The following is a 13653-nucleotide window of genomic DNA, read 5'->3' on the forward strand; positions in this document are numbered from 1 at the left end:
CCATGGACAAGACGATCCTGCTCATCGGCCCGGGCCTGGACGACGGCACCCGGACCGCGAAGCTCGCCGAACACCTGGCCGGGCGGTTCCGCGTGCTGACCATGCGCCGCCGCCAGTACCGGCCGGAGCTGAAGCCAGGCAACGCGCCGTGCTCGATCGCCGAGGAGGTCGAGGACGTCCTGGCGCTGGCCGAGGACGTCGAAGGGCCGCTCGTCGTCTACGGGCACTCCTCCGGCGGGATCGTCGCGCTCGAAGCACTCGTCGCGGCTCCGGCGCGGTTCACCGCGGCGGTGATCTACGAGGCGCCCATCGTGCTCGGCCCGCCTCTCGGGGGCGCGGCCCTCACCCGCGCACGCGCCGCGCTGGCCGAGGGCAAGCCGGGCCGCGCGCTGACGATCTTCATGCGCGACACCGTCCAACTGCCCGCATGGCAGGCGTGGCTCATCGGCAAGGTCGTCGCGCTGGCTCCGCCGTACCGAGCGCTCGTCCCGCACCAGATCGACGACCTCGAAGCCATCGACCGGCTCGGCGCCCGCCTCGACGAGTACTCCCGCGTGGCCGTGCCGACCCTGCTCGTCGGCGGAGACCGCAGCCCCGCGCACCTGGCTCGGCGACTCGACGCGCTCGAACGCGCGCTCCCCCGAGCTGACCGCGTTGTGCTGCACAAACAGGGCCACTCCGCCGACGTGAAGGTCCCCGCCCGCCTCGCCGAGGCCATCTCGACGTTCGTGGACAAGTCGCGGTAGCCGACCCCCGCTGGAATCTCGCTTCCCGCATCCGTTAGAGTTCCTGACATCAGCCGGACACCAAGTCGGTTGGAAATGCGGATGTAGCGCAGTGGTAGCGCATCACCTTGCCAAGGTGAGGGTCGCGGGTTCGAATCCCGTCATCCGCTCGCAAGCCGAGGGTCTTCGACAACTTCGTCGAAGACCCTCGGCTTTTATCATGTCCGGATGGACCTCGAAGCGGCGTTGGGCGTTGTCCGGGAACAGCACCGGGCGGTGCTGGCCACGATGCGGCGCGACGGCACGCCGCAGATGTCGCCGGTGCTCGCCGGGGTGGACGCGGACGGGCGCGTGGTGGTGAGCACCCGCACCGCGGCCGCGAAGACGCGCAACCTCAGGAGAGATCCGCGCGCATGGCTGTGCGTGCTGCCGGACGGGTTCTTCGGGCGTTGGGTCCAGGTCAGCGGCGCAGTGGAGATCGTCGAACTGCCCGAGGCCATGGACGGACTGGTCGACTACTACCGCTCCGTCAACGGCGAACACTCCGACTGGGACGACTACCGGGCCGCGATGGTCGCCGAGGAGCGCGTGCTGCTGCGGATCACCTTGACGGAGGCAGGTCCCTCGCTCAGCGGCCGGTGAAGTTGGCCTTTCGACGCTCTACGAAGGACATGACGCCTTCCTTGGCGTCGTCGGTGCCCATGAGCTTCATGAGGCCGGGCACCAGGTTGGCGATCGCCGCGGCCTCGCCCTCGGTGGCGGCGGTGCGGGCGGAGGTGATCGTGGCCTGGACGCCGAGCGGGGCCTGCTCACAGATGCGCTCGGCCAGCTCGATCGCGCGGTTCAGCTGCTCGCCGGGCGCGACGACCTCCTGGACGAGTCCGATGCGCAGTGCCTCGGCCGCGTCGAACTCGTCGCCGGTGAGCAGCCAGCGCATGGCGTTGCCCCAGCCCGCGACCTGTGGGAAGCGGATGGTCGCGCCGCCGAACGGGTAGATGCCGCGCTTGATCTCGATCTGCGCGAAGCGCGAGTCCTCGGCCGCGATGCGGATGTCGGAGGCCAGCAGCAGCTCGATGCCCAGCGTGAGCACCCAGCCCTGCACGGCGACCACGACGGGCTTGGTCCTGGGCTGCCCCTGCGTGCCCCACGGGTCGGTCGAGCCCTCGGGCAGCGGGAACCCGGCGTCGACGATCTTGGGCGCCACCTCGGCGAGGTCCAGGCCCGCCGTGAAGTGCTCGCCGTGCGCGAAGACGACGCCAGCCCACAGCTCGGGGTCGCGCTCCAGCTCGGTGTAGGCCGTGGCCAGCTCGGCGAGCATCGTCGAGGTGAAGGCGTTGCGCTTGTCGGCCCGGTTGAAGCCGATCAGCAGCACCCGGCCCCTGCGCTCCGTGGTGATCAGTCCCGTCCCCGACATGAACAACCTCCAGGTTACTGGCGAGTATCGGACGTTATCCCGGTCAGTCCCGTAGAGCAACTGATCGAGGATTGACCGTCCGCGACGGGCTGCGGAACAGTCTCGGCATGCGCGCTCGGAGATCGTTCGTCACGGCGTTCGCGGTGATCGTCAGCCTGCTCCTGCCCGGCTCCGCCACGGCGGCACAGGCCTGGGTCGGCTCGTGGACCACGTCGATGATGACGAGCACCACCACGGACATCACCGTGCCCAGCTACACCGTGCGCTCCGCCGCGCACATCAGCGTCGGCGGCTCGCAGGTCCGGCTGCGGCTGTCCAACCGCTACGGCGAGAAGGCCGCGGCGATCGGGCACGTGACGGCCTCGCTCGGCGGTGGTCCGGCCGCGAACCAGGCCCCGAAGAGCCTCAGCTTCGGCGGCAAGCGCGCGGTCAGCATCCCGGCGGGCGGCGAGGTGCTCAGCGACCCGCTCGCCATGGCGGTCTCCCCCGGCGCGGACGTGCTGGTGAGCATCCACGTGACAGCTTCACCTAAGCAGGTCACCTACCACCGCTCCGCCAAGCAGGACTCGTTCATCGCGACGGACTCCGCCGATCACGCCGCCGACACCTCCGGCGCGGCGTTCACCAAGAAGACCGGCTCCTGGTACTTCATGACCGCGCTCGACGTGCAGTCCCCGAGCGCAAGCCGCAGCGTCGCCACTCTCGGCGACTCGATCACCGACGGCGCGGGCTCGACCTACGGCAACCACCGCTACCCCGACGTGCTGGCTCGGCGGCTGCTCTCCTTGCCCGCCAACCAACAGCGCGGAGTCCTCAACGCGGGCATCGGCGGCAACATGGTGCTCAAGGACGGTGCGAACGGGCAGGCCGCGATCACCCGCGTGCGGTGGGACGTGCTCCAGCGGACCGGGGTGCGCACGGTGATCCTGTTGGAGGGCATCAACGACATCCGCCGCGCGGGCACTCCGCCCACCGCCGCCGAGCTGACCGCCGGCTACCGCAAGATCATCGACGCCGCGCGGGCCAAGGGCGTTCGCGTGCTCGGCGGAACCCTGTTGCCGTTCAAGGGTTCCAACAAGTGGAGCGAGGCGCTGGAGAAGACCAGGACCGACGTGAACGCGTGGGTCAGGACCAGCGGGGCATTCGACGCGGTGGTGGACTTCGACGCGGTCATGCGCGACCCGGGTGACCCGCAGAAGATGCGGGCCACCCACTCCACCACCGACTGGTTGCACCCCAACAACACCGGCTACGAAGCGATGGGCAAGGCCGTCGACCTGGCGAAGCTCTAGGGCTTCACCGGTTGAGGTAGGCGTAGTGCTCGCGGGAGAACTCGCCGCCGTTGAACCGGTCCCAGTTGATCGACCAGCTCATCAGTCCGCGCAGGCCCGGGTAGGTCCCGCGCGGCTTGTAGGACTCGCAGTTCTGGCCCTTCATCAGGCAGTCGAGCACCTTGTGCACGGCGGCGACCGGGGTGTGCCCGTTGCCCGCGTTGACGCTCGCGGGCAGTCCGAGCGCGACCTGGTCCTGGCGCAGTCCTTGGAAGACGTTGTTGGCGTCGCCGCGCACCGGGAAGCCGCCGAGCACCATGTCACCCATGGCCACGTGGAAGTCCACGCTCGGCATCTGCTTGTACTGGTTGTCCGGGGCCATGATCGGGCCGGAGTTGTACTGCTGCACGTGCAGCAGGGTCAGGTCACCGCGCATCGCGTGGATCACCGGGAGGTAGGAGCCCGCGCGGTTGTCGGCGCCGCCCTGGCCGCCGTAGTGCTGGTAGCCGAGCTGGACGAAGAAGGTCTCCGGAGCCATGGTGAGCGTGAAAGCGCTGCCGTACTTGGCCTTCAGCGTCTTCAGCGCGGAGATCAGGTTGACGATCACCGGCGTCTTCGGGTTCTTGAAGTCGGTGTCGCCGGAGTCCAGGTAGAGCGAGTGCCCCTCGAAGTCGATGTCCAGCCCGTTGAGGCCGTACTTGTCGATGATCGCGCTGACCGAGCGGACGAAGGCGTCGCGCGCGGCCGTCGTGGTGAGCTGGACCTGGCCGTTCTGCCCGCCGATGGAGATCAGGACCTTCTTGCCCTGGGCCTGCTTCTGCCTGATGCCCGCGATGAACTCCGCCTCGCTCTCCACGTTCGGGCACTCCGCGACCGGGCACAGCGAGAAGCGCAGCTCGCCCGAGGTGACCGAGGTGGGCTCGGCGAAGGCGAGCTGGATGATGCCCCACTCGTTGGGCACGTCCTTCATCCGCACGTAGCCGGAGCCGTTGGCGAAGCTCGCGTGCAGGTATCCGACCAGCACCTTGTCCCCGGCTGGCGGCTGGACGACGGAGGTCGTTGTCGTCGGCGGCGGGGTGGTCGTGGTGGTCGGCGTCGTGCTGCCCTCACAGGGGTTTCCGTTGATCCGGCAGTTCGCGGGCGAGCCGTTCCCGGTGGCGTTGAAGCCGAAGGTGACGCTGCCGCCGACCGGGACCGCGCCGTTGTACTCGCGGTTGGTGAACGCGTAGCGCCCGTTCTGGTTGGTCTGCAAGGCGTCCCAGTACGCGCCGACGCTGCCCTGCGGCAGGTCTAGCTCGACCTTCCAGCCGTTCACCGCGCTCCCGGAGTCGTTGCGCACGGTGACCTGGGCGGTGTAGCCGCCGTCCCAGCTGCTCTGCTTCGCGAAGGTCGCGGTGACCGATCCCGCGTACGCCGGGACCACCGCGAGGAAGGTCGCGCCCAGCAACAGGGTTGCCAGCGCGGCAACCCGAGCGAACAGGACTCGTCGAGCCACTTTTCCTCCCACCGGCGCACGGCTGCGCATCCTCTGCGGCGGCGGAGTGTTCACATGAGTGGACTAGACCACACTCTGCGCTGTCAAGGTCTAGACCACATCAGCCCCGATGCGACCAGCGCGTCCATGATCTTCCCGTCTGCGACGGAGAGCAGGTCACGCCCTGCGGGACCGATCCACCGCAGCTCCGCGATCTCGCCGTGCGGAGCCGGCTCGCCACTGAACTGCGCTGTGTAGCAAGCGGTTCGCACGAGCACTCCGGTCGGGAAACCGTGTGCCTGCGACTCGAAGACCCCGAAGCGCTCAGCGGTTTCGGCTCGCAGGTGGACGCCCAACTCCTCCAGCACCTCGCGCCGCAGAGTGTCCACATCGGACTCCCCCGGCTCGCGCTTACCGCCGGGGAGGTAGAACACGTCGACGCCAGTGGAGCGCGCGGTGAGCACCTGTCCGGCACGGATGTTCAGCAAGGCGACCCGGTCGATGAATCCCACGCGGGCCACTGTGCCAGGCTGCGCGACATGCCTTTCGCGGAGATCAACGGGCAGCGGGTGCACTACCAGGACAGCGGCGGCGACGGCCTCGCCCTGGTGTTCTCGCACGGAATCCTGATGGACCACGAGATGTTCGCCGCCCAGCAGGAGCTGGACCGCGAGTTCCGGGTGATCACGTGGGACGCGCGCGGGCACGGGCTGACCGAGTCCGACGGGCGCCCCTTCACCTACTGGGACCAGGCACGCGACTGCCTCGGCCTGCTCGACCACCTGGAGATCGAGCAGGCCGCGCTGGTCGGCGTCGCCGAAGGTGGTCTGACCTCGGTGCGCGCGGCACTGCTCGCCCCCGACCGGATCGTCGCGCTCGCGCTGATCAGCGCGCTCCCCGGCGAGGAGTCACCGCGAGCGCGGGAGTTCTACGGCCAGATGTTCGGAAGGTGGTTCACCGAGGGGCCGATCGACGAGCTGACAACGGTTTTCGCCGCGCTGACCATCAACGAGCCCGGCGAGAACGCGCGCTGGATCGCGAAGTGGCGCGACCGCGACCGCGAACTGATCGCCGAGCCCGCGACGTGCCTGTTGGAGCGCGAGGACATCAGCGAGCGGCTGCGCCACATCCGTTGTCCCGCAGTGGTCATGTACGGCACCGCAGACCCGTTGTTCGGCGCGCAGGAGGCCGAGGAGCTGAGCGAGGCGCTGCGGTACTGCTTCGGCGTGGTGCCCATCGAAGGCGGTGCGCACGCGACCCCGCTGACCGCTCCCGAGCAGGTCAACGGCGCGCTGGCGCACTTCCTCAGCGAGATCTAGTCGCGGCCGCCGATGGCCGGGAAAGGGACATCTCGGTCCGATCGTAGTGGGCCAGCCAGCCCCGAGGTCTAGACCAAAGTGGCCCCCGAACGGCGGCGGATGTTCCCCCACCCGGCGCTGTCCGCTCTCTCCGACTGAATGCCACCATCGAAAGCGCTCCGCCGCCGGAGAGGGGCAGAAATGCTCAGCAAGCACTTCAAGCGGGCAGTCGGGGTCGCCCTGTTCGGCCTTATCCCTGTTTCACTCAGCCTGGTCACCGCGGGCACTGCGAATGCGCACGGATACACCCAGAGCCCGGCGAGCCGCAGTTACAACTGCAAGCTCGGCGTGGCCCAGAACTGCGGCCCCGTCCAATGGGAACCGCAGAGCGTCGAAGGCCCGAAGGGTTTCCCGAGCGCGGGTCCCGCGAATGGGAGCCTGTGCAGCGCGGGCAACGCGAGCTTCAAGCAGCTCGACGACCCGCGCGGCGGGACCTGGCCGGCCCCGACGCTGGCCAGCGGCTCGAACTACCAGTTCACCTGGACGTTCACCGCTCCACACCGCACCACCAAGTTCCATTACTACGTCACCAAGAACGGCTGGAACCCGTCGCAGCCGCTGACTCGGGACTCACTCGAACTGAGCCCGTTCAAGACCGTCGACTACGGCGGACAACAGCCTCCGACGACGTACTCGCACTCCGCGCAACTGCCTTCCGGGAAGTCCGGTCGGCATTTGATCTACGCGGTGTGGGACGTCCACGACACGGCGAACGCGTTCTACTCCTGCGCGGACGTCAATTTCGGCTGAGTAAATTCGTTTGGCGGGATGGAGGTCGTGCCGCACACTTCGCGGCGTGACTGAAACCCGTATGCCTCGCGCGCAGACTTCCGCTCCAGCGGTTGGTGTGCGGCGACAGCAGGCGTTCCGGGGCCTCGGTCACGACCATCCGCGAAGGTCGTGACCGAGGTCCTGGTCGCGGGCCTGCTCGCCGGGTACGGCATCGCCGTCCCGGTGGGGGCCATCGCGGCCTTGATCATGAGCCTGAGCGCGAGGACCTCGTTCCGCGTCGGCGCGGCCGCCGCGCTCGGCGTCGCCACCGCAGACGGCTTGTTCGCTCTGGTGGCGGTGTTGGGCGGAGCCGCGCTCGCCGGGGTCGTCCAGCCCGTCGCCGTCCCGCTCCGCTGGCTCGCCGCAGCCGTCCTCCTGGGACTCGCGGCGCGCACGGCGGTGATGGCGCTGTGGCAGCACCGCGCCCCGCCAGGCCAGCCCGACACCCGACCGACGACACCGCTTCGGGCGTTCCTCGGCTTCTTGGGGCTGACACTGCTCAACCCGCTGACGATCGTCTACTTCGGCGCCCTCGTGCTCGGTCGGCAAGGCACCTCATCCCTAGGACCGTTGGGGGACTTAGTGTTCGTGCTCGCCGCATTCGTCGCGTCGGCGAGCTGGCAACTGGTGCTCGCCGGTGGTGGCACCGTCCTCGGCCGCCTCACCGGGCGGCGCGGTCGCTCGGTGACCGCGCTGGTCTCCAGTGCGGTGATCGCGGGCCTCGCCGTCGCAACGCTGTTGTCCGGCTGACTGAGCATCCGCCCGGACCTGGGCGAGGTCGATCAGGAACGCTCGGCCTCGCCCAGGTCCCGAACCCCAGTTGCGGAGTCTTCTGAAAAAGTTCAGAATTGAGCCGTGGGAACCGAGGTGCAGTGGAGCGAGTTGCAGCGCGACCCCAAGAGTGTCGCCGCACTCGCCGATGAGGGCGATGTACGGGTGCGGCGCCGGGATGGTGCTGCCCTGCTCCTGACGCGGGAAGACCGCGCGGGAAGCGCGAGCGAGGGCGCCGTCATCGCTTCCCGTGCCCTGCGCGGGTTGCTCGGACACGTCTCCCCCGATGCGCTCGCCGACGCGCTTCTGGAGGAGTTCCCGTGGATCTCGGTGCTGCCGCAGGCCGACCGTCGGGAGTTCGTCGAGGACTTCGTCCGGGCGTTCCGCGCGTGTGCCGAGATGGGCCGGTGGTCGCTGCTCACCGAGACGCTGCACGAGTGGCGCACGACCGCGGTCATCCACACCGACCCGGCTCTGGTCAGACAGCTCAGTGAGCCCCTTGACGGAGACTTCGGCCCGGTGCCAGACCCCTCGGAGTCCTGAACGTGCCACCGCGCAAGGGAGATCGGGTGGCACCACCCGGACGGCCCGGAGGTTGGGAAGTCCGCTTCGCGACGTCCGAAGCCGCGAAGGGCTGGGAAGAGCTGTGTCGCACCGCCCGCTCGAACACGTGGGAGGCCTGGGTCGTCCTCACCGAGCGACCGACCACCCCAGAGAACAGGGCTCGGCAGCAGCGGCTGAAAGGTTCGTTGAAGCACCACGAGATCCGAGGACGCACCCTGGAGCAGTGGCAGTACGAGGTCACTGCGGGCGGCCGGATCTGGTACTGCCCCGACCAGGAGACCAGCACCGTGTGGTTGGTGGTCGCGGGACCGGGCCATCCGAAGATCACCGAGTGAGCCCGCTCATTCCTTGGGACTGCTGATGAACGTCGTCCAGAGGTCCACTGCTTGTTCGAGGTCCAGGGCGGCCACCTTCTCCGGGGGGACACCCGCCGTGTGAACCAGGCGCTGGGCCAGCCAATCCGGAACGGGTTCGCCCTGCGGCTCGGGCGCGACCACCACATCGCCCGCCAGGCGCCCCAGCTTCGCGATCACATCGGCGAGTCGCTGGAGTGCAGGGCTCGGCGCGGGCGCCTCGGCGACCCGCGACGTCGCCTCCGCGTACACCTCGGAATCCGATCGGGCGCCGACGCACCAGATCTCGCAGATCTCGATCGACCCGTCCTCTGCGAGGCGGTACACGATGCGCCAGTGATTGCGACCGACCACCAGCTTGCGGAAGCCGGTGAGCTTCCCGCCGAGCGGGTGCCCGGCCTCGGGGTCGTCCAGCAGGATCAAGATCTTCTTGAGGACCTCGGGCACCACGTCCGGACCGAGTCGACGCAGGTCGTCGATAGCGGCGTCAGCAAAAGCGACCTCGACCATCTACTGCTCGTCGTCCTCCGTCGCAGCAAGCGATTCCCGCGTGTGCCCGAAGGCGAGCAAGACGTCGTCCAGCGAGGTGCGGCGTCCGGAATCAGTCGCGGAGCGAGCGAGGACGAGCGCCAGATCCCGGAGATCCGCCGCCGCTTCCTCAAGCTCGGCCAGACGACGGACGCTGACCACGGCGGCCACGGGACGGTGGCGACGGGTCACCACCAGCGCTTCACCGTGCTCGGCATCCGCGACCAAGCCAGCCACGCCGCGCTTGGTCGCCTCGGTCACCGTGAGCTCACGAGCATCCGTCAAAGCACCCATGACTCAATCTATACAGAAAACTGTACAGATTGTCCAGATGTGAGGCAGTGCGGCGCCGCTTACTCCGCGACGCCCAGGCCGACGGGGCAGGAGACGCCGGTGCCGCCGAGGCCGCAGTAGCCGTTGGGGTTCTTGGCATCGGAGAGGTACTGCTGGTGGTAGCCCTCGGCGTAGTGGAACTCCCGCAGCGGCGCGATCTCGGTGGTGATGGGGCCGTAGCCGGCGGCGCTCAGGGACTTCTGGTACTCGTCGCGGCTGGCCTCGACGACGGCCTTCTGGGCGTCGGAGGTGTAGTAGGCGGCGGAGCGGTACTGGGTGCCGATGTCGTTGCCCTGGCGCATGCCCTGCGTGGGGTCGTGGCCCTCCCAGAAGACGCGGAGCAGCGACTCGTAGGAGATCTGGGCGGGGTCGAACACGACGAGGACGACCTCGGCGTGGCCGGTGATGCCTGCGCAGACCTGCTCGTAAGTGGGTGAGTCGGTGCGCCCACCCGCGTAGCCGACGGCGGTGGTCCAGACGCCGGGGGTCTGCCAGAACAGGCGCTCGGCGCCCCAGAAGCAGCCCAAGCCGAAAACGGCCGTCTGCATGCCCTCGGGGAAGGGCGGCTGGATGGTCCGGTTGACGAAAACGGCGTGCGTCGCGGTCACGGTTCCAGGGTACGCGCGCCGGGACTGCGGTTAACGTGCAGAATCCTCCGCGTGCCGACCCTGTCCGTCCTCGTCCCCGCCAAGGATGAACAGGACACCATCGCCGAACTCGTCCGCCAGCTGCACGAGAGCCTCGACCCCGGTTTCGACTGGGAGGTCGTGTTCGTCGACGACGGCAGCACGGACAAGAGCTGGCGGGTGATGTCGGAGCTGGCCGAGGCGGACGAGCGGGTCCGCGCGCTGCGGCTGCGCTGCAACATGGGCAAGGCGGCGGCGCTGGCGGTGGCGATCCGGGAGGCCAGGGGCGAGCTGCTGGTGACGATGGACGCGGACCTCCAGGACGACCCGGCGGAGGTGCCGAGGCTCGTCGCGCGCCTCGACGACGGCACGGACCTGGTCAGCGGGCACAAGAAGGACCGCAAGGACCCGTTGTCGAAGCGGCTGCCGTCGAAGTTCTTCAACACGATCACGGGCTCGGTGACCGGACTGCGGCTGCGGGACCACAACTGCGGTCTGAAGGCGGGGCGCCGCGAGGTGTTCACCACGATCCCGATCCACGGCGAGCTGCACCGCTACGTGCCCGCGCTGGCGCACGCGATGGGCTTCCGGGTCGGTGAGGAGGCGGTGCACCACCGGGCGCGCGAGCACGGGCGGTCGAAGTACGGCTTCGAGCGCTATCTGCGCGGAGCACTGGACCTGCTCACGGTGGTGGCGCTGACCAGGTACGGGCGCAGGCCTGGCCACCTCTTCGGCGGGCTGGGCGCGCTGTCGGGGCTTGTGGGGACCCTGATCCTGCTCTACCTGACCGGGGTCTGGGTCTTCACGGACCAGTCGATCGGCACGCGCCCGCTGCTCACGCTGGGCGTGCTGCTGGAGATCCTGGCCGTGCAGCTGGTGGGGCTCGGGCTGATCGCGGAACTGGTGCTGGCGCGAACTCTCCAGAGCGAGGAGGTCGAGCGCTACGTCGTCGACCGCACCTCGGACGCGGATCGCTAGCTGATGCGCAAAGCCCTGCCGCAGATCCTGTTCGTGGTGGTCGCGGTCGTCGCCGCCGCGATCGGCTTCCACGACCGGGTTCCCGAGGTCCTGGCGGGCTTCGAGCGCATCGGCTGGGTGCGCGCGGCGGTCGCGGCGGCGCTCGCCGGGCTCGGGTTGCTGGCGACCTCGCGGATGTGGGCGGCGGGCCTGACGGCGTTCGGCCATCGACTGTCCACAGTGGACGCGTGTCGGGTGTTCTTCCCCGCGCAGATCGGCAAGTACCTCCCGGGCCTGGTGTGGCCCTACGTCGCCCAGATCCGCTTCGCCGCGCGGCACGGGGTCCCGGCGGCGGTGACGCTCGCCGTCGGAGCGCGCTTCCTGGCCGTGCACCTGGTCAGCGGTGTGGTGGTCGGCGCGGCCCTGCTGCCGGGCCAAGCGGACCTCAGCCTGCTGATCGCGGTGCCCGCACTGGTGCTGCTGCACCCCAGGGTCCTGACGGCGCTCGTCAAGCGCATGCCCGCCAAGCTCGGGGCGCCGGAACGACTGCCGATGACGTGGTCGTCGGCCGGGGTCGCGCTGGCGTGGATGGTCCCCGCGTGGACGGCCTACGGGCTGAGCGCGTTCGTGCTGGTAACGCCGTTGGCGCCGGCGGACGACATGCTCGGCGTGGCGGTGACCAGCACCGGCGCCTTCGCGATCGCCTGGGTGGTCGGGCTGGTGGTGGTGATCGCCCCGGCCGGGCTCGGCGCCAGGGAGGCTGTGCTGGTCGCGGCACTGGCCCCGCTCGTCGGCGGTGCGGAAGCCGCCTCGGTGGCCCTGCTGCTGCGGCTGTGCCATACGGTCGCCGACATCGCGCTGGCCGTTGGCTTCACGAGGCGGGATTCACGAGGGGGAACCGAGGGTGAGTGACAAGCGCGCGGCGGCACTGCTGTCCGCGGTCGCGGCACTGCCCGTGATCGTGACGGTCTTCGAGGTGCTGCGGTCGTCGCGGCTGAACTTCGCGGACTACTGGTGGTTCGTCGAAGGCGCGACGCATCCCGACGGCACTCTCGACCCGGCAGGCCTGCTCAAGCAGCACAACGGGCACCCGACCTTCATCCCGCGCCTTGTGTTCTGGGCGGAGGCGCGGTACCTGGGCGGCAACAACCACATCCTCGGCCTGCTGACCGTGGTGTTGTCGCTGGTCGTGCTCGTTGTGCTGCACCGCATGCTGCCCAAGGACCTCAGCGTCACGAGCCGCTTCGCGCTGACCGCCGCGTTCTCGTTCCTGCTCTTCGGCTCGCGAGAACTGGAGCTGTACGGGGTCGGTGTCACCGGAGCCACCTGGCTGCTCATGGCGGTGCCCGGTGTCTTGGCGCTGCTCTACGCGCAACGCGGCCAGACGGTGCGAGCGATGATCGCGGTCGCGGTGGCCTGTGCGTGCTTCGGAGCCGGATTCGCGCTGTGGCCGATCATCGCGCTCATCGCCTGGCTGCGCCGTGACGCGCGGTGGCAGATCGTGGCGCCGTTGGTGGTGCTGGTCCTCGCGGGTGGCGCGTGGGCGCTGTCCTTCAAGACGGATTCGTTGCAGTCGCCGCACCCGCTCGGCCCGGAGAACTACCTGTCGGTGATCGCGGGGACGCTCGGCCAGCAGTGGTCGTACAAGGACGCCGATACGGCGGTCCTGGCGGGCTCGGTGATCGGAGTGCTGCTGTTCTGGCTGGTCGCTGCGGCGCTCAAGCGCCGGGACGCCGAGCACGCGGCGTGGGTCGGGCTCGGCCTGTGGGGCGTGCTGATCGGCGTGATGATCGCGATCACCCGCGTCGGGTCCGGGGTGGACGTGGCGCTGGCCGGGCGCTTCGCGTTGGCACCGATGCTGGCAACGGCCGCGCTCCTGGTGCTCTTCGCGGTGCACAGGCCGGGACTCCCCGTGCTGGCCTGCTCGCTCGTGGTGTGCGTGGCGACCTACGCGCTCGGCACGCACCTGGCGACGGCGGTCCGCGCGCTGTACTCCGACCAGCGCGTCCTGGAGGTGGCCATGCACGTGGGTGCCACCAAGACGATCGAAGAACTCGGCTCAACCCCGGCGGTCGTCAGCCGTCTCAAGGGCATGCGCAGCTACCCCTTCAACGACGACTTCGGCATCGGCTGCGGTGCGAAGCTCGGCGCCAAGGCCGGTCCGCTGCGCGAACTCAGCACGGGGGCGGTCGATTCCGGGCCGATCGCCGGGGATGCCAAGATCTCTGGCTGGGCCGTGGTCGACGGGAGGCCCGTCGACTGCGTTCTTGTGGTGGACGGCGCCGGAATCGTGCAGGGTGGTGGCGCCGTCGGCATGCCGCGCCCCGACCTGCTGGGCGCGCTCCAGACCAGACAGGCCCGGCTCGGCTGGCGGGCGGTGGCGATCCCGGGGATCGCGGGTGCCTCCGTCGTCGTCGGGTCGGGTGGCGCGCTGTACCGCTTGCCCGCTGTGCGGGGCGCCTGAGCAGAGCCGGATGAGGGGCCCAGTCCCCCTTCGGCAGAATTACC

General features: G+C 69.4%; 17 protein-coding genes and 1 tRNA gene. 12 read left to right on the forward strand and 6 right to left on the reverse strand.

Annotated features, from left to right (window positions below):
* Positions 1-2: 2 nt before the first annotated feature.
* The 3 genes from CCN37_RS00440 to CCN37_RS00450 all read left to right on the forward strand — a co-directional run bounded on the left by CCN37_RS00440 (position 3) and on the right by CCN37_RS00450 (position 1367).
* On the forward strand, positions 3-746 hold the full coding sequence (locus CCN37_RS00440; protein ID WP_086818583.1) for an alpha/beta fold hydrolase: 744 nt from the start codon (positions 3-5) through the stop codon (positions 744-746).
* A gap of 77 nt (positions 747-823) precedes the next feature.
* Positions 824-895: transfer RNA gene (locus CCN37_RS00445), tRNA-Gly, on the forward strand.
* A 58-nt stretch (positions 896-953) separates the two neighbouring features.
* Complete coding sequence (locus CCN37_RS00450; RefSeq protein WP_086818584.1) at positions 954-1367, forward strand: PPOX class F420-dependent oxidoreductase; 414 nt, start codon at positions 954-956, stop codon at positions 1365-1367.
* Here CCN37_RS00450 and CCN37_RS00455 read toward each other — a convergent pair.
* Complete coding sequence (locus CCN37_RS00455; protein ID WP_086818585.1) at positions 1354-2139, reverse strand: crotonase/enoyl-CoA hydratase family protein; 786 nt, start codon at positions 2137-2139, stop codon at positions 1354-1356. The genes CCN37_RS00450 and CCN37_RS00455 overlap by 14 nt on opposite strands.
* A 107-nt stretch (positions 2140-2246) precedes the next feature.
* Between CCN37_RS00455 and CCN37_RS00460 the strand changes: the two genes are divergently transcribed.
* Positions 2247-3431, forward strand: a complete 1185-nt coding sequence (locus tag CCN37_RS00460) for an SGNH/GDSL hydrolase family protein (protein WP_143261340.1) — start codon at positions 2247-2249, stop codon at positions 3429-3431.
* 4 nt (positions 3432-3435) lie between these two features.
* Here the strand turns inward: CCN37_RS00460 and CCN37_RS00465 are convergent, their stop codons facing one another.
* Positions 3436-4905 carry a chitinase gene (locus CCN37_RS00465; protein ID WP_246842736.1) on the reverse strand — a complete coding sequence of 490 codons (1470 nt, stop codon included), beginning with the start codon at positions 4903-4905 and terminating at the stop codon, positions 3436-3438.
* An 83-nt stretch (positions 4906-4988) separates the two neighbouring features.
* Complete coding sequence (locus CCN37_RS00470; RefSeq protein ID WP_086818619.1) at positions 4989-5396, reverse strand: NUDIX domain-containing protein; 408 nt, start codon at positions 5394-5396, stop codon at positions 4989-4991.
* Between the two features lie 27 nt (positions 5397-5423).
* Between CCN37_RS00470 and CCN37_RS00475 the strand changes: the two genes are divergently transcribed.
* The 5 genes from CCN37_RS00475 to CCN37_RS00495 all read left to right on the forward strand — a co-directional run bounded on the left by CCN37_RS00475 (position 5424) and on the right by CCN37_RS00495 (position 8683).
* Positions 5424-6203: an alpha/beta fold hydrolase gene (locus tag CCN37_RS00475; RefSeq protein WP_086818588.1), complete on the forward strand. Its 780-nt coding sequence runs from the start codon at positions 5424-5426 to the stop codon at positions 6201-6203.
* A gap of 180 nt (positions 6204-6383) precedes the next feature.
* Positions 6384-6992, forward strand: a complete 609-nt coding sequence (locus tag CCN37_RS00480; RefSeq protein ID WP_086818589.1) for a lytic polysaccharide monooxygenase — start codon at positions 6384-6386, stop codon at positions 6990-6992.
* Between the two features lie 150 nt (positions 6993-7142).
* Positions 7143-7763 carry a LysE family transporter gene (locus tag CCN37_RS00485; RefSeq protein ID WP_086818590.1) on the forward strand — a complete coding sequence of 207 codons (621 nt, stop codon included), beginning with the start codon at positions 7143-7145 and terminating at the stop codon, positions 7761-7763.
* A 105-nt stretch (positions 7764-7868) separates the two neighbouring features.
* A complete protein-coding gene (locus CCN37_RS00490) occupies positions 7869-8327 on the forward strand; it encodes a hypothetical protein (RefSeq protein ID WP_086818591.1) in 459 nt (152 codons plus the stop codon).
* A gap of 26 nt (positions 8328-8353) precedes the next feature.
* A complete protein-coding gene (locus CCN37_RS00495; protein WP_210407812.1) occupies positions 8354-8683 on the forward strand; it encodes a hypothetical protein in 330 nt (109 codons plus the stop codon).
* A 6-nt stretch (positions 8684-8689) separates the two neighbouring features.
* Here the strand turns inward: CCN37_RS00495 and CCN37_RS00500 are convergent, their stop codons facing one another.
* From CCN37_RS00500 to msrA, 3 genes are read right to left on the reverse strand one after another with little or no spacing between them, the layout of a single operon-like run.
* Positions 8690-9211: a type II toxin-antitoxin system RelE/ParE family toxin gene (locus tag CCN37_RS00500; RefSeq protein WP_086818593.1), complete on the reverse strand. Its 522-nt coding sequence runs from the start codon at positions 9209-9211 to the stop codon at positions 8690-8692.
* Positions 9212-9523, reverse strand: a complete 312-nt coding sequence (locus CCN37_RS00505) for a type II toxin-antitoxin system Phd/YefM family antitoxin (RefSeq protein ID WP_086818594.1) — start codon at positions 9521-9523, stop codon at positions 9212-9214.
* 59 nt (positions 9524-9582) lie between these two features.
* Positions 9583-10110, reverse strand: coding sequence for a peptide-methionine (S)-S-oxide reductase MsrA (msrA, locus tag CCN37_RS00510; protein WP_371503567.1), 528 nt, complete (start codon positions 10108-10110; stop codon positions 9583-9585).
* 111 nt (positions 10111-10221) lie between these two features.
* Here msrA and CCN37_RS00515 point away from each other — a divergent pair, with 111 nt between their 5' ends.
* Genes CCN37_RS00515 through CCN37_RS00525 form a run of 3 tightly spaced genes read left to right on the forward strand, consistent with a single transcriptional unit; the run spans position 10222 to position 13609 of the window.
* Positions 10222-11166, forward strand: coding sequence for a glycosyltransferase family 2 protein (locus CCN37_RS00515; RefSeq protein WP_246842737.1), 945 nt, complete (start codon positions 10222-10224; stop codon positions 11164-11166).
* 3 nt (positions 11167-11169) lie between these two features.
* A complete protein-coding gene (locus CCN37_RS00520) occupies positions 11170-12057 on the forward strand; it encodes a lysylphosphatidylglycerol synthase domain-containing protein (protein WP_086818595.1) in 888 nt (295 codons plus the stop codon).
* Positions 12050-13609: a hypothetical protein gene (locus CCN37_RS00525; protein WP_086818596.1), complete on the forward strand. Its 1560-nt coding sequence runs from the start codon at positions 12050-12052 to the stop codon at positions 13607-13609. The genes CCN37_RS00520 and CCN37_RS00525 overlap by 8 nt, the downstream gene beginning before the upstream one ends.
* The last annotated feature ends 44 nt before the right edge of the window (positions 13610-13653 follow it).

Source organism: Allokutzneria sp. NRRL B-24872 (genome assembly GCF_002155965.1).
GTDB lineage: Bacteria > Actinomycetota > Actinomycetes > Mycobacteriales > Pseudonocardiaceae > Allokutzneria.

Coding starts and splice junctions, on each gene's coding strand:
- CCN37_RS00440 (WP_086818583.1), top strand. CDS start 3: ATGGACAAGACGATCCTGCTCATCGGCCCGGGCCTGGACGACGGCACC.
- CCN37_RS00450 (WP_086818584.1), top strand. CDS start 954: ATGGACCTCGAAGCGGCGTTGGGCGTTGTCCGGGAACAGCACCGGGCG.
- CCN37_RS00455 (WP_086818585.1), bottom strand. CDS start 2,139: ATGTCGGGGACGGGACTGATCACCACGGAGCGCAGGGGCCGGGTGCTG.
- CCN37_RS00460 (WP_143261340.1), top strand. CDS start 2,247: ATGCGCGCTCGGAGATCGTTCGTCACGGCGTTCGCGGTGATCGTCAGC.
- CCN37_RS00475 (WP_086818588.1), top strand. CDS start 5,424: ATGCCTTTCGCGGAGATCAACGGGCAGCGGGTGCACTACCAGGACAGC.
- CCN37_RS00480 (WP_086818589.1), top strand. CDS start 6,384: ATGCTCAGCAAGCACTTCAAGCGGGCAGTCGGGGTCGCCCTGTTCGGC.
- CCN37_RS00500 (WP_086818593.1), bottom strand. CDS start 9,211: ATGGTCGAGGTCGCTTTTGCTGACGCCGCTATCGACGACCTGCGTCGA.
- CCN37_RS00505 (WP_086818594.1), bottom strand. CDS start 9,523: ATGGGTGCTTTGACGGATGCTCGTGAGCTCACGGTGACCGAGGCGACC.
- msrA (WP_371503567.1), bottom strand. CDS start 10,110: ATGCAGACGGCCGTTTTCGGCTTGGGCTGCTTCTGGGGCGCCGAGCGC.
- CCN37_RS00520 (WP_086818595.1), top strand. CDS start 11,170: ATGCGCAAAGCCCTGCCGCAGATCCTGTTCGTGGTGGTCGCGGTCGTC.